The 23,746-nt window shown below is 37.3% G+C and carries 25 protein-coding genes and 1 tRNA gene; 11 read left to right on the top strand and 15 right to left on the bottom strand.

All coding sequences use genetic code 11. From position 1 onward, the window contains the following. Positions 1 to 198 precede the first annotated feature (198 nt). The 6 genes from LK994_RS14065 to metX all read right to left on the bottom strand — a co-directional run bounded on the left by LK994_RS14065 (position 199) and on the right by metX (position 6,044). Positions 199 to 1,296, bottom strand: a complete 1,098-nt coding sequence (locus tag LK994_RS14065; RefSeq protein ID WP_229760732.1) for a fatty acid desaturase family protein — start codon at positions 1,294 to 1,296, stop codon at positions 199 to 201. Between the two features lie 291 nt (positions 1,297 to 1,587). After that, positions 1,588 to 1,992, bottom strand: a complete 405-nt coding sequence (locus LK994_RS14060) for a hypothetical protein (RefSeq protein WP_229760731.1) — start codon at positions 1,990 to 1,992, stop codon at positions 1,588 to 1,590. Between the two features lie 229 nt (positions 1,993 to 2,221). Further along, a complete protein-coding gene (locus tag LK994_RS14055; RefSeq protein ID WP_229760730.1) occupies positions 2,222 to 2,596 on the bottom strand; it encodes a pentapeptide repeat-containing protein in 375 nt (124 codons plus the stop codon). 666 nt (positions 2,597 to 3,262) lie between these two features. After that, on the bottom strand, positions 3,263 to 3,661 hold the full coding sequence (locus tag LK994_RS14050) for a hypothetical protein (protein ID WP_229760729.1): 399 nt from the start codon (positions 3,659 to 3,661) through the stop codon (positions 3,263 to 3,265). Between the two features lie 239 nt (positions 3,662 to 3,900). Continuing rightward, positions 3,901 to 4,311, bottom strand: coding sequence for a hypothetical protein (locus LK994_RS14045; RefSeq protein ID WP_229760728.1), 411 nt, complete (start codon positions 4,309 to 4,311; stop codon positions 3,901 to 3,903). A gap of 707 nt (positions 4,312 to 5,018) precedes the next feature. After that, positions 5,019 to 6,044, bottom strand: coding sequence for a homoserine O-acetyltransferase MetX (metX, locus tag LK994_RS14040; protein ID WP_229760727.1), 1,026 nt, complete (start codon positions 6,042 to 6,044; stop codon positions 5,019 to 5,021). 69 nt (positions 6,045 to 6,113) lie between these two features. Here metX and LK994_RS14035 point away from each other — a divergent pair, with 69 nt between their 5' ends. Both LK994_RS14035 and LK994_RS14030 read left to right on the top strand, forming a co-directional pair. Further along, a complete protein-coding gene (locus LK994_RS14035; RefSeq protein ID WP_229760726.1) occupies positions 6,114 to 6,536 on the top strand; it encodes an OsmC family protein in 423 nt (140 codons plus the stop codon). Between the two features lie 104 nt (positions 6,537 to 6,640). Next, the gene (locus tag LK994_RS14030; RefSeq protein WP_229760725.1) at positions 6,641 to 7,804 is read left to right on the top strand and encodes an O-succinylhomoserine sulfhydrylase; all 1,164 of its coding nucleotides are present in this window, start codon (positions 6,641 to 6,643) and stop codon (positions 7,802 to 7,804) included. 185 nt (positions 7,805 to 7,989) lie between these two features. Here the strand turns inward: LK994_RS14030 and LK994_RS14025 are convergent, their stop codons facing one another. After that, a complete protein-coding gene (locus LK994_RS14025) occupies positions 7,990 to 8,886 on the bottom strand; it encodes a D-hexose-6-phosphate mutarotase (RefSeq protein WP_229760724.1) in 897 nt (298 codons plus the stop codon). 30 nt (positions 8,887 to 8,916) lie between these two features. Beyond that, a complete protein-coding gene (gene ytxJ / locus LK994_RS14020) occupies positions 8,917 to 9,243 on the bottom strand; it encodes a bacillithiol system redox-active protein YtxJ (RefSeq protein WP_229760723.1) in 327 nt (108 codons plus the stop codon). 307 nt (positions 9,244 to 9,550) lie between these two features. Between ytxJ and LK994_RS14015 the strand changes: the two genes are divergently transcribed. Genes LK994_RS14015 through LK994_RS14005 form a run of 3 tightly spaced genes read left to right on the top strand, consistent with a single transcriptional unit; the run spans position 9,551 to position 12,272 of the window. Beyond that, positions 9,551 to 10,324: a 3'-5' exonuclease gene (locus LK994_RS14015; RefSeq protein ID WP_229760722.1), complete on the top strand. Its 774-nt coding sequence runs from the start codon at positions 9,551 to 9,553 to the stop codon at positions 10,322 to 10,324. Positions 10,325 to 10,378: 54 nt separating this feature from the next. After that, complete coding sequence (locus tag LK994_RS14010) at positions 10,379 to 11,194, top strand: polyprenol monophosphomannose synthase (RefSeq protein ID WP_449536181.1); 816 nt, start codon at positions 10,379 to 10,381, stop codon at positions 11,192 to 11,194. A gap of 58 nt (positions 11,195 to 11,252) precedes the next feature. Then, positions 11,253 to 12,272 (top strand): TonB-dependent receptor plug domain-containing protein, encoded by a 1,020-nt coding sequence (locus LK994_RS14005; protein WP_229760721.1) that lies wholly within the window; start codon positions 11,253 to 11,255, stop codon positions 12,270 to 12,272. 43 nt (positions 12,273 to 12,315) lie between these two features. Here the strand turns inward: LK994_RS14005 and xerD are convergent, their stop codons facing one another. Further along, complete coding sequence (gene xerD, locus LK994_RS14000; protein WP_229760720.1) at positions 12,316 to 13,215, bottom strand: site-specific tyrosine recombinase XerD; 900 nt, start codon at positions 13,213 to 13,215, stop codon at positions 12,316 to 12,318. A gap of 68 nt (positions 13,216 to 13,283) precedes the next feature. On the opposite strand from xerD, the gene LK994_RS13995 reads away from it, so the two are divergent. Further along, positions 13,284 to 13,793, top strand: a complete 510-nt coding sequence (locus LK994_RS13995) for a YkgJ family cysteine cluster protein (RefSeq protein WP_229760719.1) — start codon at positions 13,284 to 13,286, stop codon at positions 13,791 to 13,793. 10 nt (positions 13,794 to 13,803) lie between these two features. On the opposite strand, the gene LK994_RS13990 is transcribed toward LK994_RS13995, so the two are convergent. After that, positions 13,804 to 14,154: a YraN family protein gene (locus LK994_RS13990; RefSeq protein WP_229760718.1), complete on the bottom strand. Its 351-nt coding sequence runs from the start codon at positions 14,152 to 14,154 to the stop codon at positions 13,804 to 13,806. Then, the gene (gene purU / locus LK994_RS13985) at positions 14,154 to 15,002 is read right to left on the bottom strand and encodes a formyltetrahydrofolate deformylase (RefSeq protein WP_229760717.1); all 849 of its coding nucleotides are present in this window, start codon (positions 15,000 to 15,002) and stop codon (positions 14,154 to 14,156) included. Before purU ends, LK994_RS13990 begins: the two co-directional genes overlap by 1 nt. 133 nt (positions 15,003 to 15,135) lie before the next feature. Here purU and LK994_RS13980 point away from each other — a divergent pair, with 133 nt between their 5' ends. Then, positions 15,136 to 15,714 carry a DUF6580 family putative transport protein gene (locus LK994_RS13980; RefSeq protein WP_229760716.1) on the top strand — a complete coding sequence of 193 codons (579 nt, stop codon included), beginning with the start codon at positions 15,136 to 15,138 and terminating at the stop codon, positions 15,712 to 15,714. 67 nt (positions 15,715 to 15,781) lie between these two features. Here the strand turns inward: LK994_RS13980 and rnhA are convergent, their stop codons facing one another. Then, positions 15,782 to 16,264, bottom strand: a complete 483-nt coding sequence (gene rnhA / locus LK994_RS13975) for a ribonuclease HI (protein WP_229760715.1) — start codon at positions 16,262 to 16,264, stop codon at positions 15,782 to 15,784. A 9-nt stretch (positions 16,265 to 16,273) separates the two neighbouring features. After that, entirely contained in the window at positions 16,274 to 17,902 is a 1,629-nt protein-coding gene (locus LK994_RS13970) for an acyl-CoA carboxylase subunit beta (protein ID WP_229760714.1), read from the bottom strand. A 103-nt stretch (positions 17,903 to 18,005) separates the two neighbouring features. On the opposite strand from LK994_RS13970, the gene LK994_RS13965 reads away from it, so the two are divergent. The 4 genes from LK994_RS13965 to LK994_RS13950 all read left to right on the top strand — a co-directional run bounded on the left by LK994_RS13965 (position 18,006) and on the right by LK994_RS13950 (position 23,022). Then, positions 18,006 to 18,467 (top strand): DinB family protein, encoded by a 462-nt coding sequence (locus LK994_RS13965; protein WP_229760713.1) that lies wholly within the window; start codon positions 18,006 to 18,008, stop codon positions 18,465 to 18,467. A gap of 342 nt (positions 18,468 to 18,809) precedes the next feature. Continuing rightward, a complete protein-coding gene (porL, locus tag LK994_RS13960; RefSeq protein ID WP_229760712.1) occupies positions 18,810 to 19,313 on the top strand; it encodes a type IX secretion system motor protein PorL/GldL in 504 nt (167 codons plus the stop codon). Positions 19,314 to 19,509: 196 nt separating this feature from the next. Next, positions 19,510 to 20,871: a GldM family protein gene (locus LK994_RS13955; RefSeq protein WP_229760711.1), complete on the top strand. Its 1,362-nt coding sequence runs from the start codon at positions 19,510 to 19,512 to the stop codon at positions 20,869 to 20,871. 27 nt (positions 20,872 to 20,898) lie between these two features. Further along, positions 20,899 to 23,022 (top strand): hypothetical protein, encoded by a 2,124-nt coding sequence (locus tag LK994_RS13950; RefSeq protein WP_229760710.1) that lies wholly within the window; start codon positions 20,899 to 20,901, stop codon positions 23,020 to 23,022. A gap of 134 nt (positions 23,023 to 23,156) precedes the next feature. Here the strand turns inward: LK994_RS13950 and LK994_RS13945 are convergent. Both LK994_RS13945 and LK994_RS13940 read right to left on the bottom strand, forming a co-directional pair. Beyond that, positions 23,157 to 23,229, bottom strand: a tRNA-Lys gene (locus tag LK994_RS13945). A 5-nt stretch (positions 23,230 to 23,234) separates the two neighbouring features. Then, complete coding sequence (locus LK994_RS13940) at positions 23,235 to 23,672, bottom strand: DUF4395 domain-containing protein (RefSeq protein ID WP_229760709.1); 438 nt, start codon at positions 23,670 to 23,672, stop codon at positions 23,235 to 23,237. Positions 23,673 to 23,746: the final 74 nt, after the last annotated feature.

Genomic DNA, 23,746 nt, shown 5'->3' with positions numbered 1-23,746 from the left:
AGAATAAAATCAAAATAAATGCCATCGTATATTTTTGGCTTTTCGGGCTGATTTTTTTTCAGAAAAACTGATTTTTTTTCAATGTCAAAAAGTCAAAATTTCAGTTTTGTGCATAGCGGACGGATAGCTTTATGTAGGGAAGATATGCAGGGCAAAGTGTATAGCGCAGGCGTTTTGCTAAGTAGATCGTATATTTTACTATTTTGTTGGTGGAGCAGGTTGGCCCAATTCTTTTAGTCTTTGAACATGAGAATAAAATGCATTTCGGAAACTTGGCTTTACATTATACGTGAAACCAAATTCCTTTGCTGTCCGCTCTACTATCGGAGCAATTTTTCTGTAATGTATATGGCAGATATTTGGAAATAAATGGTGTTCTATCTGGAAATTCAATCCGCCAACATAATATTCAAGAAATAGATTATTTCTGGCAAAATCTGAAGTGGAAAGTAATTCATGAACTGCCCATTCTTGGTATATGATACCTTGAGCATCGGGTAATAATTGCTCTGCGCCTTCAACTACATGTGCCATTTGAAAAACAGTACTCAGTATACAACCTGCTACCCAGTGCATGATTAAAAAACCGAGCAATACCTGCCACCAACTGAAAGAAGTAAATAATATGGGTAACCCAATAAAAACAAAAAGATAAATGCTCTTTATAATGGCCATTCTTATGTATTCAAAAACAGGATTGATCTTATACTTACGGGTAATACCTGCTTTGTTGAAGTCATGTAGTTGTACAAAGTCATTGATAAGTTTAGTAATTGTCATTAAACCGTAAAAGAAGAAAGCATGAATGTATTGATACCGGTGAATTTTTTTTAACGGAGCATATTGCGACAAACGTATCGGTCCTTTCGAGTTGATATCATGGTCATATCCTTCAATATTGGTATAGGAATGATGCAAATAATTATGTTGTATTTTCCAGTTAAATACATTGCTGCCCAATAGATATATAGTTCCGCCCAGCATTTTATTGATCCATTCTTTTTTTGAATAAGATCCATGAATGGCATCATGCATCACACACATTCCAACACCTGCCATTCCTGCGCCGGATAAGGCTGCCATAAGCAGTGCAAGCCAGGCATTTATTGGAGTGATGAATATGAGAGCGAATGGGATAATGTATAGCGATAACATCACAAATGTCTGGATGGCAAGCCTTAGGTTGCCTTTTATCGAAATTTCATTATCCCTGAAATATGCATTAACATTTTTTCGAACTGCAAATGCAAATTGTATTTGTTTGAGATCCTCACAAATGAATTTTATAGATTGCATAATCCTCCAAATTAATTAATGCAGCAAAAATATCAGGCAGCTAAAAATTAAAAAATGATATCGGATAGGGGAATATATGATAATAAGCAGTTCATACCCTTGCTGTATAGTGCTTTTTTGAGTGTGGAGCTATTGTGGTTTATATGTTTACGTTTCCTTTATTGGTTGGGGGGAGTTGGTAGTGTTTTTAATTTGTTGCACAGTTGGAGCCCTCCGTTGTGACAGGGGGGATCACATCGAATGTTGTTGGTCAGGCGACCAACAACGGCGGGGAGTTATATTCTTTGCCGGTTATCTGCTTATTGGGATCCTTAGAAATACAGCTGGCTGTGTGGTTAAACAAAATACATTATTAACAGGGGTTAAAATGCTTTGTTTACCAAATGCCAGGCTAGCCGCTCTCTTTTTTTTACTATTGGCACTGATGAAATAAGGGATGCTTGCTCCTGCACATATCAAACCGCTGGCAATAATAAAACCGCCGGTAAAGTTTTGTTCAAAAGATCCCTCTTTATGGCTGCTGTTATAAATTAAACCTGTAATGATTGCTGCGCTACCTGCCCCAACTAACACCCAGGCTACAGTTTTATGATGTTTGCTTTTGGTTAAAAGATACTCCTTCATATTGCTTTGTGTTTGTGCTGATACAAATGCGCAAATAAGGATACAACAAATTAATGAGCTTATTTTTTTCATAAATTTTTGTTTGGTAAATACATAGTTGCTGTATCAATTTACAACACTCGTTTTGTAAATGCAACAGTTTTCTCCCCGGAGGGGATTCTTACCAACCGGTTTATTGTCTTGGCGGCGGGGTTTGGCGGTAACGTTTTTAATTAGCAGATTAGTTATGTGGAAATTCCGCCGGGGCAGAACTGATTACATTGAATGTTGTTGGTCAGGCGACCAACAACGGCGGGAGTTTTTATTCTTCGTAATCTTTTATCCATTCGTCAAAGTCTGCTCTAGTTACCTTTTGTCCATAAGCCCAATTGTTATCAAAATATATTCCGTCAATCTTGGCTCGTGCAAATTGCGAACTTTCGACAGCAAGATTTTCAAAGTGTGCATTTGTCAAATCTGCCTCACTGAAGTCACACGTCTTGATATTGCCATTAATGAATTTTGCGTTTCTTAAGTTGGCTCTTCTGAAACTAGAGTAAAGGAAACAATTCTCAAACACTGCTTCTTGTAAGTTTTGGTCGTCAAAACTTTCATTTTCTAAGTTCAGGTCGACAAAATACCGTTGTCCATTTCGATATTGTTCCAAAATACTTTCTGCGAAATTCGTCTTATTCATAGATGGGGGCATCTTTAAAAATATCTTCGCCTTGTTTCATGGCACACGAAACAAGGCAGGGGCTTTTAATAATCAACTTTTATTAACTTGATACTGTCACTCCTAAAGTTAAACAGATAGTCATTCTTAATGATGTACTTTGTCGTGTTAGTTATCAGCAAATAATAATTTTTATTGTTTGTGAATTTGCCGTCAAGAAAACTTGTTGAACTACCTGGGTTTGTGCTATAGGTCATATTAAAACTACTATCAAGTTTTGAATGTGTCACCCGATAAACAGTGTCCTTTAATTGAAAGCTCCAACCTTCATATCTTAATTGTTGGTGTCGGTCAATACCCGCTATAAACAAATAGTACATAAGAATTGCGGACGGAACTGCGTTAGCAACAAAAAGCAAAGAGTATTGTCGCTTTATCCAGTAGAGTATGACAGCAATTATAAGGTTTACAACTACAACAAATGGTATCAACAGAACAAGTCCGATTGAAACACTTGGATCAGGGTCGCTTTGTCTTACCCAAAGCCAAATGATAACAAAGTCAATAATTGTCAGAGGAAGAAGTCGTATCCAAAATTTCATTTGTCGGTTTGAAAATTGTTTGCTTTAAAATTAAAACTGTTGCCGTAGCTTGACAGGCAATTGGCAGGAGTTTGTGTGCTTTTTATTAGTCGAAGCGATACGCTTTTGTTTTATCTAAAATTACTAATTCAGCTAATTGCCCAATCATTTTTAGATTTCCAATTACTTCATCAGCAATTTTTTTAGCCTTTTGAAAAGGTATTGCATCGTTAAATGTCATTTGGATTCCAGGCATTTCCCATGAATAACTGAATTCATCTTGTCCAACTTGATAGTATGTCCAATTGTCCTTGTCAATTTTAACCCATTCAAAAGAATTTGGTGTCATTACTGAATCATAAGTGTCTATGGGAATATCAATGTTGCCTGTTATTAAAAACTCAAAATCTTTACCTTTCCAAAGGTTTCTATCAACTGTCGTGTCAACAGAAGGCGGCTCTTTGTCTGCTTTTTTCTTTCGTTTAAAGAAGTTAAATAATGACATGATAGTTCTTTAGTATGACGTACAACTAGCAGGGCTTTATGCAGGTTGGGAATTAGCAATCCGTCTGCCCATAACCGCTGCTGATTGAAAATATAAAATTGAATTTAAGAACTAAAGTTGAGACTTATTCGTCAAGCCTGAACAACAGCTTGGATTTGCAATTGGCTGATGTTTGCTGGTTATGCCCAACTTACATAAAACCCAATGTTGTGTGCAGTGCGATTTTTTCAAATTTCCGGTCACAAAAACATATTTATTTTATCGTCGATCTTTGCCTGAGATGTCCCAAAAATTTCGTCAATCAGAGTTCCCGACATTTTATCTGCTTCATCCCCGAGTATATTGATATTTTTTGATTTTGCTGTATCTAAGATAAAATTGGATAGAAGCTGCTTTGCGTTGCTTTGAATAAACGATAAGCTAAATGGTTCAAATGAGTAACCTTCGTGACACAACTCTTTTTTCAAATCTGAATTAGGACGAATAGAAATATAATTGACGTAGTATTTGTCGCCATGGACGGCTTCTTTAATGCCCATTTCACAAACAATAGATAACCATAGTGACTTAATAATTGCTAAATGATAAATGTTGCCTTTAGCATCTTCATGTGTATCAATAACTTTAAACGGTTCAATAAAAAATTCCATATTATATTAATTGACTTCTGTAAGTGAAAAGTTGCTCGGTAGCATTGCACACAACACAAATATATATGATATCACACCCTATCCCTAAAAAAAGCCACCATTAAAAAACAATGTTTTAGTAGTATACTTTTTGTATTGTTATTGCGCCAATACAATTTTTCTTTCTTTAAAATCACTCAAAAACTTCAATTTTCCACCAGCTATGCAAAAAGCTGTTGTTTAAGCTGTTGTTTTCCCACTTTCTTGCCATTTTTTGATACCGAAACCTTCCCGGAACTTCCGGCAACCTTTCGGTATCATACCGGAACCTTCCCCGGGTTTCCGGCAGCCTTTCGGTATCATACCGAAAGCTTCCCTGAGTTCCGGCAGCCTTTCCGTATTATACCGAAACCTTCCCCAGACTTCCGCCAGGCTTTCGGGTATTCCCGAAACCTTCCCCAGACTTCCGGCAGGCTTTCGGGTATTCCCGAAACCTTCCCCGGATTTCCGGCAGGCTTTCGGGTAAGAAAACAACTATGTATACATTTTGTCCTTTCGATACTTGCTAATTGAAAAACAAATGCACAAGGGATGCCGGATAGAACGGAAAGCCCGGAACCCCGCCTTGGTGGGTTGAGGATCCCGAAAAATCGGGACAGGCATTGCAGTGATAGCCGGAACTACTGCTGAAGTATTGTATACTGCTTACAGCCCCTAAAAAATATTGCTTATCCTTTTGCGCCGTCATGCAGCCATTTTTCCAAATGCTGCGATATTATTCTGTTCTCTACCATAAAGCCATCGTGGCCGTAAGATGAATCGATTTCTACCAGGCTTGTATTGGGGATATGGCTGGCTAAAAATTCCTGCTCTACCAGCGGACAAAGAATGTCGCTGCTGATGCCTATGATCAGGGTGCGTTGGTGGATGCTTTGTAAAACGGGTTCTAATTTTCCGCCACGGCCTCTGGCAATATGATGGCTGTCCATACTCTTGGTAAGCAACCAGTAGCTAACGGCATTAAAACGTTTTACTAATTTATCTCCCTGGTAATTGATATAAGAAGAGGCTTTGTAATTGTCTATTTTTTCAGGATCGGTATCTGTTTGTTGTGCCACCATAATGCCGTAGTTGCGGTAGGTGAGCATGCCCAATGCCCGGGCTGCTTTTAATCCTTTTGCACCGGCGGTGGGTGAGGCGTCTTTCCAGGTGCTGTCGGCTTCGATGGCTAAACGCTGGGCTGTATGGGTAGCAATACCCCAGGCACTTTCTGTAGCCGAGGTTGCCAGTAAAAATAAATTTTCAATCACGTCTTTTTCCATCACACACCATTCCATGGCCTGGTAGCCACCCATGCTGCCACCCATTAAGAGAAATATTTTATCTATACCCAATTGCTTACGCAGTAAAATATGGGCATTTACCATATCCCTGATGGTTATTTGAGGAAAACTGCTGTAATACGGTTGTCCGGTGGCAGGGTTGGTACTTAACGGGCCGCTGCTGCCATAACAGGAGCCTAATATATTGGCACAAACAATAAAATGTTTTTCGGGGGTTATTACATGTCCGCTGCCCACAACACCGGGCCACCACTCAGCCACATCGGAATTTGCCGTTAAAGCGTGGCAAACCCATACTACATTGCTCTTTTCGGCGTTTAAAGTACCGTAAGTTGTATATGCTATGCTGATGCCGGGTAATGACTGCCCGTTTTCCAGTTGAAAATTATGTTGATAGTGAAAAAACTCCATTAATAGGTTTTCGATTGAAAATGCAAAGTAAAGGCTTGCAAGAATTATATTTGCAAAAATATTGAATAAATGATAGAAATAAATTTAAACCGTGTAAATGGCGATTGTGGCTTTGAGGCTACAGATGCCAATGGCCATGTTGTTCGTATGGATACCAGTCCTGAAACAGGTGGTAACGATTATGGCGTACGTCCTATGCAAGTGATATTGATGGGTTTGGGCGGTTGCAGTGCAATTGATATTGTGATGATACTGAAAAAGCAACGTCAAACCGTTGATGGTTTTTCTATTAAGATAGAAGGCGAAAGAGAAAAGGGTAAAGAACCTTCTTTATGGGAAGATGTGAAGATCGTATTTGAACTGAAAGGAAATATCGATCCGGAAAAAGCTGCAAGGGCTTGCGAATTATCAATGAATAAATATTGCTCTGTTGCAGAAACCTTACGCAGAGGAGGTACAAGGCTTACGTGGGCTGTGAGGGTCATCAATTAATTTGATGATTTGGAGATTTGATAATTTGGTGATTTGGAGATGAAAGGCATTTAAGCAGTGTACTCCAATTCTTGATTCTTAATTTTTATTTTTTAATTACTTACATGCATCCAATAACAAAAGCGATACGAACAAGAACTGATCAGACGAATGAGATGGAAAACTCATCCCCGTTATTTTTAACGAGCAGTTTTTGCTTTGATAATGCGGAGGAGATGAGGGCAGCTTTTGCGGATGAATCGGATGATAATATTTACAGCAGATTCAGTAACCCAACAGTTCAGGAATTTACAGATAGAGTGGTGGCGCTGGAAGGTGCTGAAGCCGGCTTTGCTACTGCCTCCGGAATGAGTGCGGTGTTTGGCTCTATGATGGCATTGCTGAAAAGCGGCGATCATTTGCTGGCATGCAGTTCTATTTTTGGAAGCACCGTTACGGTGTTGAATAAATATTTACCCAACTACGGTATTGAAGTGAGTTATGTAAGTGTAGATAAACCGGAAGAATGGGAAGCGGCGATACGTCCTAATACAAAAATGATCTACCTGGAAACGCCTACTAATCCGGCGTTGGATCTGATCGATCTGTCATTTGTGGGCGCATTGGCTAAAAAGCATAATATCATTTTAAATGTAGATAATTGTTTTGCTACACCGGTTTGTCAGCGGCCAATTGATTTTGGGGCCGACCTGGTAGTGCATTCTGCTACTAAATGGATAGATGGACAAGGCAGGGTGTTGGGTGGAGTAGTAGTGGGCAAGAAAGAACTGATACATAGTATCTATTTGTTTTGCAGAAGCACAGGGCCTGCATTATCACCATTCAATGCATGGGTGTTGAGCAAGAGTATGGAAACACTGGATGTGCGTATGGAGCGTCATTCATCGAATGCATTGGCATTAGCGAAAGCATTGGAAGGTCATCCAGCAATTAATTATTTAAGATATCCATTCCTGCCAAGTCATCCGCAACATGCGATTGCTCTTAAACAAATGAAGAATGGCGGCGGATTGGTGGCCTTTGAATTGAAAGGCGGTGTAGAAAGCGGACGTAAATTTTTGAACAGTTTGCAAATGCTTACACTAACGGCAAACTTAGGAGATACCAAGAGTATTGCCTCTCATCCGGCAAGTACCACACATGCTAAAATGAGTGAAGCTGAAAGATTAGCAGTGAACATAACGCCGGGGCTTATTCGAATTTCTGTAGGGTTGGAGCATATTGATGATATTTTGGCGGATATACTGCAGGCGTTGGATAAGTGCTAGTTGGATAGGTACACTGATGCGGCGGATTTTTACAGATATAAACGGATGTTGTATCTATAAGTTTTGGCTGTTTTTTATCCCTTCAAGGACATTTTTTTAATACCATAAATTTTTACTGATTGAAACAAATTGGATTTATATCCGTTCAATCCGTCTCAATCAGTAAAAATCTGCGTTTCTATCAATTAAGCTAAACCGAATACAGCAGAGGTGCTATATTCATTCCCCGGAGTAATAGTCACTACATCGTCTAGAGCATTTACCGCTTCTACACAGATGAAAGTTTTGTATCCATCATCAGGAATATCACCGATATTTTTTGTAGTAGCTTCACCCGGATTCCAAACAACAGTAATTTTGCTGCCGGTTTTTCCTACAGAGATTTTTCTGTTATATCCTTTGTCGGTAATGATACAATCACCTGTATGATTATTATAACGACGATTTTCTTCTTTATTAATTAATAACAACGCTTCTGCCTGCGTTTTTATTTCTGTACTGCCAGCTTCTAAGTAAGTGGCATTTTGTAAACCGGCGATATCAATATTTGAAAGGTCACTAACGTTGAAGTATGTGTGTAAAGCGTCCGTATAAGTGAAGGTTTCTGTTCCTGTATTTTTTACAGATAATGTAATAGATAATTTATCTGCAACAGTTACTGTTATAACAGCACTGAAAGCAAAAGGCCACATATTTTGTGTTTCATCATTGCTGGTTAATGACAGTTGTATTTCATTAGCGCCATTTGCTAACGTAGCAGTACTTTTTACAGCCCACTCAGTTAATCTTGCAAAACCATGCTGAGGTTTGGTGGTGTCAGTAGCATGTGGACCAAACCAAGGGAAACAAACCGGTATACCACCTCTGATAGGCTTACCTGCCTCAAATGCAGATTGCTCACTCATCCACAAAATATCTTTTTCTCCTTTAGGTTGATAACTGGTTACATGTGCACCATATAATGAGATCTTTGCCGTAGCAAATTCATTGGTAATGGTTACAAAAGGAAGTCCGCCGGTTCCTTCAGAAAAAGACACTTGCCCGGCTATGCCATGTTGTTGGTTTAGTTCAGCGATCGTCATTGTAGTAATGTTTTATAGGTAAGGTAAAAATTATAACTGCTGTGTTATTTCATCCATAGAAATTCCCAGATGACTTTCGTCAAATATACATTCGCCGTTTTTAATTAATAATACTTGCGGCGATTCGTGAAATACAGCAAAATCATTGGCAATTTTCTGAGAGATATTTCTGTGTGCAATCAGGTCGAGATAGTAAAAGTCTACGCCTTCGGGGGTAACACTTCTTTCCAGTCGGTTTTTGGCCATACTACTGGTAGAACATCGGGTACTATGTTTAAAGATTACCTGAGGTTTTTGGTCGGACAGTTTTTTGATTTCGTCTATTTGACTTTCATCTGTGATTGAGATCCATTCCATAGTTGGGTAGTGATTATTAGTGTATTATACCTTCAGCACCCGGACAACCTGATTTACGACTAGGGTTGCAACTGGTCACTAATAAAGCAATGGTAAAAAGTGCGATAAAAGCAAAAATCAATTTTTTCATGGTTTGATGTTTATATAAACGCTATCAATATTCGTGCAAATGTACTAAATCTTTAGTTTTATATGAACGGTTGTTATATAACTATTAAAATACTATCTTGCTTTTTTATTGTACTTCATTGAATTACAAAATACTATAACATAAAATCTATATTTACAACTTATAACAATTTTAACAATGTCCTTACAACTTTCCCGCCCGATTGCCTTTATTGACCTAGAAACCACAGGAGTTAGCCTTACAGCAGATAGAATTGTTGAAGTGGCAATCATCAAAATATTACCTGATGGCACAAGGCAGGTAAAACGAAAACTCATCAATCCGTTGATGCCCATTCCCCCGCAATCAACAGAAATTCATGGTATAACAGATGAAATGGTGAAAGATGCGCCTACATTTAAGCAGGCAGGCAATGAATTGAAGCAGTTTATAGAGAATTGTGACCTGGGAGGATATAACAGCAACCGTTTTGATATCCCAATGTTGATGGAAGAGTTTTTAAGAGCAGGATTAGAAATGGATCTGACTACCAGGAGAATGGTAGATGTGCAACATATCTTTTATACGATGGAGCCTCGTACACTGACTGCAGCCTATAAATTTTATTGCCAAAAAGAATTGGTAGATGCACATAGTGCCGAAGCTGATGTGGATGCTACTATTGATGTACTACTGGCGCAAATGGATAAATATCCGCAACTGGGAAATACAGTAGATTCTATTTTAAATTCGATAGGAGAAGAGAAAATAGTTGACTATGCCCGAAGATTTATTTTTGATGATAAGAATGTAGAGGTGTTCAATTTTGGTAAACATAAAGGCAGACCAGTGGCTGACGTTTTAAAGGCTGAGCCTCAATATTATGATTGGATGATGAGAGGTGATTTTCCTCTGCACACTAAACAAAAACTCACTGAAATTTTAAACAAGACACTGTTAAAAAACAACTAAAAGCCCCTCTGTTGGTAACAACTTGGCAGGGCTTAAAAAAAATGTTGTAAATTTGTGTCATATACTCTTAGCGTATTGGAGAAACTTGTTATTATACCAACTTACAACGAAAAAGAAAATATCGAAAGCATTATCAGTGCGGTCATGAATCTGCAACAAGGGTTTCATGTACTGATCATTGATGATGGGTCTCCTGATGGTACAGCTAATATCGTAAAATCTCTTTTCAACAATTATCCCGGCACTTTATTTTTAGAAGAACGCAAAGGCAAACTTGGCTTAGGTACAGCGTACATACATGGCTTTAAATGGGCTTTGGCAAGAGAGTATCAATACATTTTTGAAATGGATGCTGATTTCTCTCATAATCCTGCTGATCTGCCGAGATTATATGAGGCATGTAAAAATGGTGCAGGTGTTGCCGTAGGATCACGTTATGTGAAAGGGGGTAATGTAAAAAACTGGCCAGCTAACAGGATCGCTTTATCTAAAGGAGCTTCGTTGTATACGAGGATAATTACCTGGATGCCTGTTAAAGATCCAACTGCCGGTTTTGTTTGTTATAGCAGAGAGTTCCTGGAAACACTGAATTTTTCTTCTATCAACTTCGTAGGGTATGCGTTTCAGATTGAAATGAAATTTGCTGCCTGGAAATTAGGTTTCAAAATAACTGAAGTGCCTATTACTTTCATCGATAGAAAATTGGGTGATAGTAAAATGAATAAAGGCATCATTAAAGAAGGGGTTTTAGGTGTAATTAAATTACGCTGGTTAAGTCTTTTCAAAAATTACCGCAAAAAAGTAGCCAATACTTACGATCAAAATTCTCCTTCCTTCAAACAACCCGAAGTGGTGTTGGAAGGTGAATAGTTTTTCTCCCTTTATGTAATTTCTTTTTTTACTGCATCTGTATAACAAATACATTGTTATGGATGCTATACAAATAAAAATTGCAGAACCATGCCATGAGAATTGGCAAAATATGACAGCAACAGACAAAGGACGTTATTGTGGGGCATGTAAAAAAGAAGTGATAGATTTTACTTCAATGAGTGATGCAGAGCTGATCAATTACTTATCATCATTAAAGAATAAAAATATTTGTGGCAGTGCGTTGCCGCAACAATTGGATCGTCCAATTTACAGATTGAAAGAACCACGTAAGCCTTTAGCATGGTATTGGAATTATATTATGTTGTTGCTATTGTTTTTTTCCAGATCCACAGCTAAAGCTCAGGTTGTAAAAGGAAAGGTTATGGCGGTGCCTCCTAAAGAGCTGGTATCTGTAAAGCCCTCATGCGATGTATTGAAGAACACAGATACAGCCCGTGATAAGATGCCTGAGATACCCATTCAACCCAATCATAATGATCCTCTTTCCAAACCCGAAGAATCTGTGGATGAGAAACAGCAAATGAGGGTAGGAGGAATGTCTGTGTCTATTGTTAGTGAATCATCGCCAATGTATATAGTCGATGGCGTGGTCATCGAAAATTTATCAGGTGTTGATCCAAAGGAAATTGAAAGCATAGATGTACTTAAGGATGCGACCAATGCAGCAATATATGGCAGGATGTCTTCCAACGAGGTTGTTATAATCACCACAAAACGCCGATCAGTAAAAGAAGCAGCAAAAAAAATAATTGCCACTATTGCTGATTCATTAAAAATAACTCCTTCGGTAAGTACATTAAAAGTATTTCCCAATCCTGTTGTTCGTGGAGATATATTTTCAATTGAAGGAATGGTAGTTCTCGGAGAAAATTATCTATTACAGGTGACTGATGTAAGTGGCAATATTGTTTTTCAAAGATCAATCCGATCAGCTACAAAGAGATACAGAGAACAACTTAAAGCTGTTGATAAATGGAGCAGTGGCGGCTATTTTATTCAACTCATAGATGCAACAAATAAGTTGGTTAGTACCGGCCGATTCATAGTTGAGTAATATGAGCAAGTGTCAGGCGGCGAAAGCCGCTCTGGCATTTGGATCATTTAAATGCCGGATGAAATTGCTGTAAGGTGGTTCTAAGAAAGTCTCTGTCCAGATGTGTATATATTTCCGTTGTGGTGATGCTTTCATGACCAAGCATTTCCTGTACGGCTCGAAGATCTGCACCACCTTCAACAAGATGGGTAGCAAATGAATGACGGAATGTATGTGGCGAAATATTTTTTGTAATACCAGCTTCCTTTGCCAGAGCTTTAATGATAAGGAATATCATTACCCTGGTAAGTTTGCTGCCCCGGCGGTTTAAGAATAAAATATCTTCATTGCCCGGTTTGATGGCAATATGTACACGGATATCATTTTTGTAAATATTGATGTACTTGATAGCATCACTACCAATAGGTACTAATCTTTCTTTATCTCCTTTACCAATTACCTTGATAAAACCAACATCCAGATACAAACTGCTGATTCGTAAGTTAACTATTTCACTAACTCGTAGGCCGCAACTGTACAGGGTTTCAAGAATGGCTTTATTTCTGCCTCCTTCAGGTTTGCTCAGGTCTGTTTTATTAATGATACTTTCGATCTCACTGAAACTGAGTACATCCGGTAGCTTTCGTCTTAGTTTAGGTGCATCAAGCAGGGCAGTAGGATTGCCGGTGGTTATCTGTTCAAGTAAACAGTAGGTGTAAAAACTTTTTATGCCTGAAATAATTCTGGCCTGCGACCCTGCGGTCATACCTAATTCACCGATCCACTGCACAAATTTTTCAAGATCACTCAGTTCAATTTCATTCGGCTTTTTTAAATTATTGCTGATCTCTAAGAAGGTGGTTAGTTTTTCAATGTCATGCAGGTATGCTTCTACGGAATTGCCGCTTAAAGATTTTTCTAACTGCAGATAGGCTTTAAAGCCTTTTTTGTAGGGTTCCCACATTTATATTTTATATTTGCGTCCTGAGTGTAAATATTCACTTCAGATTCTTAGTTACGCAATATAATAAAATGCAACCCATTAACCTTCGTTCGTTCAAACAAAAAGTCCGTATCAATAAAAGAAGATTCAAATCTTTTTTAACCAAGTTGGAAAAAAATCCACCAAGAGGATTACATAAAACAATTGACGAAATAGACAAAGCTGTATGGGCTGAAACGGATTGCCTTAGCTGTGGTAATTGTTGTAAAACAATGACACCAACATTTACACCAAAAGATATAAAAAGAATATCAGCTCATTTTGAGATGACGCCTGCCGAGTTTAAAGATAAATGGCTGATGTATGAAAAGCGTGATGGTGATTGGCAGAATAAAAAACAGCCATGTCAGTTTTTGAATCTGAAAGATAATAAGTGTTCAATTTATGAAATACGTCCTGCAGATTGTGCAGGCTTTCCACATCTTACCAGGAAAAAAACGGTTGACTACATTCATGTACATCAACAGAATATTGAGTACTGTCCTGCCACTTATAACATGGTAGAAAGATTGAAACTTTCCTTAAGCCAGGCGAAATAATTGATTTATTTTATAGATAAACATCTTCTATCAAAAAATATTCGACAGGTTTCGACAGCGTTATTGCCAGAATATCAAACTGAATTCTTTTCCATTCGGGATGCAGATAGAGATACTGTTCGGCGGCATTGATGAGGTTCTGTATTTTTTTTCTGCTTACCTTTTCTTCGGGGGTTCCGTAATTGCTACCTCTTCTGGTTTTTACCTCTATGAAATGCAATACGTTTTCTTTTGAAGCGATTATGTCTACTTCCCAATGTGAGTGCCGCCAGTTTTGATGAAGTATAGAGTACTCTTTTTCTGACAAATATTTTACGGCCAGCGTTTCTCCTAAGGTGCCGGTTTCATTATGTCGGGCCATTATGTAAAAATGATCGTTTTATTATTAGAAACAAATACTCTGTCTTCCAACACCAATCGTAAGGCTTCGGCCAACACAGATTTCTCTACTTCATGTCCGGCTTCTACCATTTGTTTTACACTATACTCGTGATTTACAGGTATTATTTTTTGAGTGATGATCGGTCCTTCATCCAGCATATTATTTACAATATGTGCAGTAGCCCCAATGATCTTAACACCTCTTTCATATGCTTGTTTATATGGGTTGGCACCAACAAATGCCGGTAAAAATGAATGATGAATATTGATGATCTTATTTTCAAACTGCTGTACGAAATCCGGAGATAGTATCCGCATGAATTTGGCCAATATCAAATAATCAGGTTTGTACTGTTGTGCTGTGGCGATCAATTCCTGTTCAAATATTTCTTTGCTCTTATTCTCGTGGCTGATATAATGAAAGGGGATATCGAACTTAGATGTAAATGCTTCAAGCGTATCATAGTTGCTGATAACAGCTTTGATATTGGCATGTAATGCTTTGAAATGATGCCTGATGATCAGGTCGCTGAGGCAATGGAATTCCTTGGTGGCAAAAAGTACTATGTTTTTATTGCTTACTGGTTTTAATTGTATAAGTGTGCTATAGTGGTCGAATTCTTTTTGTAATTCTTTTACCAAAGAAGAAGCCTTGAGTTCTCCTGTAATTTCTGCACGGGCAAAAAAAGTATTTGTTTCGGGGTCTACAAACTCCTTCATGACTACAATATTCAAATTATGCCTGAATAAAAGAGCCGTAACAGTAGCAATGATGCCCGGTCTGTCCGGACAAGTGATCAACAATATATGATGAGGAGCTTTCGACATTTTAAATACTGATATAGTTGCTAATTTATGGCCCTTTTTCGGGTTAAGGAAATTTACCGGTATGAATGACCAAAAATCATATTAATTGCGATATTATTTTTTACCTACTTTTGCATAAGATAAAATAATGAAAATGAAAATAGATAGATCAGTTCTGATAAGCTTTTTGCTATTGATCGTAATAGCTTCTTTATACCGTATAATGCCTGAAAGACCTTTGGGATTTGCTCCGCAGATAGCGATGGCTTTGTTCGGAGGTTCAGTGATCAAAGATAGAAAGATGAGTTTCTTACTTCCATTGCTTTCAATGCTTTTCTCTGATATTATGTATGAGATTTTATATCAAAACGGATTGACAACTATTTCCGGTTTTTATAGTGGCCAGGTATTGAATTATATTTTATTTGCCGGCATTACTGTAATTGGTTTTGGTATCAAGAAAGATAATTTACTGCACATTTTTGCTGGCTCACTTATTGGTGCTACTGCTTTCTTTCTGTTGTCAAATTTTGGTGTATGGATAGGAGGGGGATTAGATATTAATAACATACCTTACCCTAAAACAATGGCAGGGTTGACAAATTGTTTTACTCAGGCGCTTCCGTTTTATAAAGGCGCTTTATTGTCAACAGTATTTTTTAGTGGGATATTGTTTGGTGGCTACTATCTGGCAAATAAATTCTGGGCAAAGCCTGCAACAGTTATCAGCTAATTACAAATAAATTTTTATAAAATAGTAATGCCACCTTAAGGTGGCATTTTTAATTTTAGAGATTATTTTACAATAACTTATTTGCTTTTAATTCCTGTTCATATCCTTCATCTATCAATAAATGTTTTCCATCCGCTGCTGCAGTAGCCAACTCATCACAACGGTTATTAAAAGCATTGTCTGCATGCCCTTTTACCCATTTGAATTTGATATGGTGCTTTTGAGAAAGCGTATGGTAAAGCCGCCACAGGTCTTTGTTTTTTTTACCCCCTTTAAAATCTGTTCTGATCCAGTTTTTTAACCACCCTTCCTCAACAGCTTTTACAACATAGGAACTATCCGAGTATATAGTGATATGCAGGTTTTCTTTTTTGAGGGCCTGTAATGCTGCTATTACCGCCATTAGCTCCATTCGGTTATTCGTCGTGTGCCGGTATCCGTTAGACAGTTCTTTTTTTACATCACCCCACATTAATATAGTGCCATAGCCACCAGGCCCCGGGTTGCCCCTGGCAGCCCCATCTGTATAAATAATAATAGAATTAGACATTTTGTAGTGTTAAACTTGAAATACACCTGTTTTAAATTCAGGGATGGTTGCATTATGATTAGCGGCTGCAATACCTTCCGCAATCAACTTTCTTGTGTTGATCGGATCGATAATATCATCTACCCAAAGACGGGCAGCAGCATAATATGGAGTTGTTTGTGCATTGTATCTGTCAATGATCTCATCCAGTAATTTCTTTTCTTCTTCAGCAGTTACTTCTTTACCTTTTGCTTTCATTGATGCTACCTGAATTTGCAGTAAAGTTTTTGCCGCCTGCTCGCCACCCATTACGGCGATCTTTGCAGTGGGCCAGGCATAAATAAATCTTGGATTATACGCTTTACCACACATGGCATAATTACCTGCGCCGTAACTGTTACCTATCACAATAGTTATTTTTGGTACCACCGAATTGGCAACGGCATTTACCAATTTAGCGCCGTCTTTAATGATTCCGCTATGTTCACTTCTGCTACCAACCATAAAGCCTGTTACATCCTGCAAAAATACCAATGGTATTTTCTTCTGATTACAGTTCATGATAAAACGGGCTGCTTTATCGGCACTGTCATTATAAATTACGCCACCTAATTGCATCTCACCTTTTTGGGTCTTTACAATCAATCGTTGATTAGCAACTATACCCACCGCCCAGCCTTCAATGCGACCATATCCACAGATAATTGTTTTACCATATTCTTTTTTGAATTCATCAAAACTATCAGCATCTGTGATGCAGTCGATCACTTCAGCCATGTCATACGGTTTTGTATTTCCTTCACTAATGATGGAATAAATATCGTCTTCTTTTCTCTTAGGTGCGATGCTTTCAATTTTATTGAATCCAGCGTTTTCAGGACTGCTTAATTTACTGATCGTTTTCTTTATGTAATCCAGGCAATCATGTTCTGTTTCAAACTTGTAGTCAGCTATTCCGCTGATCGCATTATGTGTAGTAGCGCCACCCAATATTTCATTGTCAATATCTTCTCCGATAGCGGCTTTGACCAAATAAGAGCCCGCTAAAAAAATGGAGCCATTGCCTTCAACCATCAATGTTTCGTCGCTCATTATAGGAAGGTAAGCGCCGCCGGCAACACAGGCACCCATTACCGCAGCAATCTGCGTAATCCCCATTGCACTCATTCTTGCATTATTGAAAAAAATGCGACCAAAATGTTCCTTATCAGGAAAAATTTCATCCTGCATAGGCAGGTATACTCCGGCACTATCTACCAGGTAAATTACCGGGAGTTTATTTTCCATGGCTATTTCCTGCATGCGTAAATTCTTCTTACCCGTTATCGGAAACCATGCACCGGCTTTTACCGTTTGGTCATTGGCAATAATTACACATTGTCTGCCGCTTACATAGCCTATACCGCTTACAGTACCTGCACCAGGGCAACCACCGTGTTCTGAGTACATCTCAAAACCTGCGAATGCGCCAATTTCTACAAAAGGAGTATTATTGTCGCACAAATATGTAATTCGTTCTCTTGCTGTTAATTTGTTCCTTTTCTTTTGCTTTTCTATAGCCTCTTTGCCTCCGCCTTCATATATTTTTTCAAGCCGCTTTCTTATCTGGCTACAAGCAAGTTTCATTGCATCCTCGTTTTTATTTAATTCTATGCTCATTTATGTTAATGCTGAGTTTTTAATGCTTAGTCGTTAAATTCGTATAGTATTTGCTATCAGAATTTATATTACACTATGAATTTATAACTTTCTATTCAAAAGTATGAGTAATGAAATTAATCGTATCGTAAAATTATTTACAGCAATGCACCATGGTGATTGCTGGATAGGGGTAAATTTCAAATCTGCTACCAAAGGATTGAGTGCAGCAATTGCCAGCAGGCAAATACCTAAGCAAACTAATAGTATCTGGATGTTGCTGTCGCATGTTATATACTGGCGTACTACCGTTATCAACAGATTAAATGGAACATTGGATCTGCCGCCTTTTCCCGATTTTGCATTGCCCGAATCATTTACGGATGAAAATTGGAAACAATTGTTGAAAGATTTTGAAGCCACTTATCATCTCTTATTGAATTCAATCAATCATTTCCCGGAAGGTAAATTACATGAGCAATCTCCGAAAAAGGAGCAAACTTATTTTGAATTAATCATGGGGTGTCTGCAACACGATGCATATCATTTGGGGCAAATAAACTTATTAAGGAATCTACTTGTTTAGAATCTGCTTTTTTATCAGACCAATATGTGTTAGTGATCTAACCAATAATAAACATCCTTCATTTATTTTTAATGTTAGTATTCTTCTAAATTTTAGCAGAAAATTGTCTGATTAATGTCAGTTTTCTTCATAAATCATAAAATTCTGCCAAATTTTGCAAATAAATAAACGCATATAAAATTTACATATACAAATAGCTTCTACGTAACTATCTGAAATTGAATGAATTTTGAGTATCAGATTTGTGATTTTTATGTTTTTTTTTGTGAAATCGTTGAAAGTAGAGGGCGGAAGGCTATATTTGTAGACCTAAAATCTATTAACAACATAACCTTTTCTACAATGAAGATCAGAAATTTTGATTTCTTTAACTTATTCTATTCTTTTGGTGCTGCAATTGTATTACTCGGGGCCCTTTTCAAAGTTTTAGATACTACCTACGCAGATTATATTTTTATCACAGGACTTGTGGTAGAAATTTTGGTGTTCCTTGTTTCCGCTTTTTTATTCAGTAAAAAGCAAAAAGAGCTTTCCTGGGAAAAAGTTTTTCCGGAACTGGTTAGTGAATCTGGTGAACCTATTCAATCAGAAAATCCGGCTAATCAGAGTGTAATGTCTTTGGGAAACAATATGCAGGAGCTATCTCAAAATTTAGGAGACATAGCTAATTCGTTCAAACAAATGAGAAACACTATCAATAATCTTGATAGTTCTGTATCTCAACTTGAAAATGCAAATTCAGGGTACAAAGAAGAAATGCAGGCGTTGAAAAAGAATTTAGCAGATATCAATGACTACTATTCTGATTTTATTACAGCACTTAGTTCCAAAACCAAAAGGGACTAAAACGCTTTAGTTTCCAAAAAAAATATTGTAACAGGAGAAGGTAGTGATCTTTCTCTCTCCAAAATTATTAAAGATGACGAATGCTTTAAAAATAAGGCAAAAGTTTATTAACCTGATGTATCTGGTTTTTATTCTATTTGCGTTTATATATGCTCCAACTAACTCTTTGGACTCATTGTTGTATACCACAAAATCAATGAAGAGATCAAATAGCCTGTTAAGGGTTGAAACAAAAATGCTGAAAGATTCTGTGCAAAATGATGGGGAGTTTATCAGTGGAAATCAAAATGTTTATAATGCTATCATGAGTATTAATGATAGCGTAGAATATCTGATAAAAAGGCTGGATAGCTTTCAAAATATTTTATTGGAGCCAAAGCTAACAGGTATCGCCGGTTATCCAAAAAACTTCAGAAGTGCTTCTTTGGCAAATAAAACTTTCATTTATAATCATGCTGCTGAAGACCTGAAATTGTCTATCGAAAGAATAAAAGCTAATTTGGTAAAAGTAGGGTTGAATGATATTAAAAAGAGTATCGATAGCTTATTGCCCACCAACTCAGAGATGATCAACTCAAAAGGAGCTGAACGTGCCTGGCCTACATTTTTCTTTGCCAAAACGCCAAAGGCTGTGTTGTTGTTAACAACAGAAAAGATAAAGAACGATCTGTTAAATATTTCTAAGGATATGTTGGCTCACCTGGTTTACTTACGTACGCAGTGTATGCCGATCAAAAATCCTGAAATGTCTGATACATCATTGTTTATTGTAAAATTATTAAACGGTGTAGAAGTGCCTATTAAACTTGATTGGTCTACAGTTTCAAGCGATAGTCTTAAAGAAGTGATGTTTGATCAGATCGCTAAGCATAAACTGACAGGATTGATCAGAAGAAACGGAGCTGATATCAGTTCGGCTACATTTAATCAAAAGCCAATGAATCCGCCGCCACCTGTTAAAGATGAGCAGATGTATGCATTTGTTGGTGGAGGAGGATATGATGAAATGTATCTGGGAGTTGATAACCCGGTTGATGTTGCCTATTCAGCACCTGAAGGATATACACAGGAAATAACTTTAAGCGACGGAGAGGTTGTAAATAAAAGCGGTAAATATTTTTTAAGATTTAAAAAAGAAGGGTTTACAAAAGTGGATGTGTATGCTGTAAAGGGTGGTGTTAGAAAATTATTACAGGAAAGAACCTTTAAAGTTATTTTGATCCCTAATCCGGATGTTTATTTATCAGGATATAAAGGAGGTACTATTTCGAAGGATATTGTTAAGGTAGCTAATAGTATTGAGCTTAAGAATGAGGCCAGCAATCTTTCCAACACCGTTTATAATTGCGAAAGTTTCGACGTAACCTTAGTGCCTTTTGATAATCCAATCGGAGAAGTAAGAGTAAAAGGTAATAAAGGAACCGCATTCTCTGCGGAAAGCAAAGGGATCTTAAAGAATGTAAAACGAGGAGATGTTATTATTCTGGATAATTTCAAAATACAAACAGTAGACGGAATAATCAGGAGAATACCTACAGTGGTTTACAGGGTTATTTAAGTTTTTTAAATTGACAATTACAAACTAATGAAGAAAATTATTGTATTATTTATTCTGTGTTGCAGTCTTAAAAATATCTCTGCACAGATGCTTAAACCTGAAACAGGGTATATCTTGAGGGAGCGATACGACAGTAGTATTACATTAAAGAAAGGTGATTATATAGTGCAAAGCGATGTCGTGTTTGCTAAAACAGCATTATTGACCATTGAGCCCGGTGTAAGGATATTCTTTTCACCCGGTGCAACTATGAAAATAAACGGAGGCTTGCATGCTAATGGTGAACCAAACAATTTAATTCAGTTTTCGAGTGCAGGTGGCAGAGAGTCTGGTACAGGGTTAGTAATTGGCAGCAGCAGTCCCGATGCTGATATTAAAATTACTTACTCAAGTTTCAAATTTTTAATTAAACCATTAGAATTTATTAAAGACTGGTATAGAAAAGGAGTAGAAATAACTAATTCTGATTTCTTTAATACTTATGAATTCAATGATGCGGTTTCTGTAAGAGAGGTGGAGTTTTATCTGAATAAACAACCATTAGATTTTGTTTTCAGGAATAACGTTTTTGCGGATAACTATTCAAATATTACGATCACCAATGCAACATCTTACAGAGTAAGATACTTATTTGAAAAGAACGTTTTTGCTAACAACTTGTATTTTGATAACAGGACCAAAGTGGAAAGTAATCCGCTTTATGTTGGGCTTGATGATATCCAGGGAAAATATACAATGAAGGTATATGATAATGCTTTCTCGGATAACTATATACTTTCTCAGGATTCTTTGAAATTATTAAACCTGGGAACGATAGGGTTTTTGCATCCTAAGTCGGATTTTATCATAGAGAATAACTTTCTGAAACACGGGGTTGACAAGAAGTATATCCAAAAAGATCCGAACTTTAACTTGCATGCTTTCCCTATGGAATTAAGCATCAATGGAAAAAATATTTCTCAGGATGCGCCTATTGATTCGCTGGCAGGAAAATCGATAAAGATACTTTTTAATACTTCTATCGCTCCGAGTCAAAAGGACTATAAAGTATACTTCAACTTTATTGATACTATTTCCGGAGATATTTTAAAAATTCATGTAGATAAAAATTACACTTTTGCTGCATCATCCGGAAATGCAGCAGACTTCAGTTTTACTGATTCAATTTTAACTCAACCTATTGGTTATATCAGCATCGAAAATTTAAAAAACAGAGATGGTGTTACGGTACCAAGTGTGAATTTAGGTTTGTTGGATTTCTTTAAACGTTGTGGTAACAGAAGCTATAAAATGGATTACGTTACGCTACAGCCAAAAGATATTCAGCAGTATAATTCTAAATTGGTTGATACCACTAAAAATATTATTACTGAGATCGATTCTGTAAAATTCGGCAAATGGGAAGTTGGGATTTTTGGAGGAGTGAGCGGCTATGCCGGCGATCTAAACCATGATTGGTTCAACCAGGAAAAATGGAATAAAGCATTTGGTTTAAAGATCAGGTATCATATCAACAGGAATATTGCGGCCAGATTATCTGTAGATTTTACAAATGTTCAGGCAACGGATTATGGATTGTATGGTCCTAGAAAATTGCGATTTAAGAGTAAGATCATTAGCGGATTTGTAATGGGCGAGTATAGTTTCAGCGATAAATACAGTTCAAATCGCCACAAGGGTAATACAACGCTTGGGAAAAAATTATATCCTACTTTTGGTATCGGTGTAGGTCTTGTGAAATTTAATCCTATGGGCCAATACACAGATAGTAACTGGTATCCATTAAGACAATACGGCACTGAAGGTCAAACGGCTCCGGGTGGAAAACAATACAGTACGCTGGCTTTAACCACACCGTTCATGGCCGGAATAAACTATAGGATCACCAAAAATTTAAAAGTAGCAGTAGAGTTTACCGCTTTCAAACTCTATACAGACTATCTGGATGATGCCAGTAAGGTTTCATATGTGGATGATGGTATCATCAGAGCCGCTAATCCGGGGAATGAGGATATTGCTTCATACTTTAGAAATCCGGGAGTTGATCTTGGAGCAAGAGGTAATCCTAACGACAGAGACTTCTTCTATAACATAGGTTTTTCTATCTGGTACAGATTTAATCATAAAAAAGACCGTGACGAAGAAAGATAATATTGATCAAATAAATATAAAAAAGCCCCGGACATTTATTTCGGGGCTTTTTTATGTTCAGGATAACATGTTACACTTTCATTTTTTTGCATAAAAAAAAACTGCAGACCAATTAAAGTATGCAGTTTTTTATGTGACCCCGCGGGGGCTCGAACCCCGGACCTATTGATTAAGAGTCAATAGCTCTACCAACTGAGCTACGGAGTCATTCATTATTTTATAGTTTTTGTTTTCCTGATAAAACTATAGATGTAGCAACCTACACAAATTCCTGCAAATGATTCCAAAAAAGCAAGAATAGCAAATACAATTTTACATCCTAATGCTATTTTATACAAATGTAACTGTAATAAAATTAGTATAATAAAGGATACGATAAAACCGATACCTGCAGCAAAACGTCTTGGCTCCGCAGCGATAGGTTTATCAGGTATATTCAGTTGTTGTATGGTGTTTTTACTGTGCCAGTTTATCAGACTGAATTTTTCGAAATTAAAAGTACGAAGAAAGAAATCAGCAGCTAAAAACATGTAGATAGGTGTAGCTGCAAAGAACAAGGAAAATGCAATGAGAATAAATACCCATAAAGCATTCAATCTTACTATGTTCTCATTTATTTCAACACCATCAGCCGGGGCTTTATTTTCCATACAATCAGTTTGTTTTTTATCGATCCTGTAAAATTAATTAAAAAGAACAACAGCCCGAGGGTAGCGTAAAGTTA

This window comes from Ferruginibacter lapsinanis, assembly GCF_020783315.1.
In the GTDB taxonomy this organism is placed as follows: domain Bacteria; phylum Bacteroidota; class Bacteroidia; order Chitinophagales; family Chitinophagaceae; genus Ferruginibacter; species Ferruginibacter lapsinanis.
This window is presented reverse-complemented; position numbering and strand designations above follow the sequence as displayed.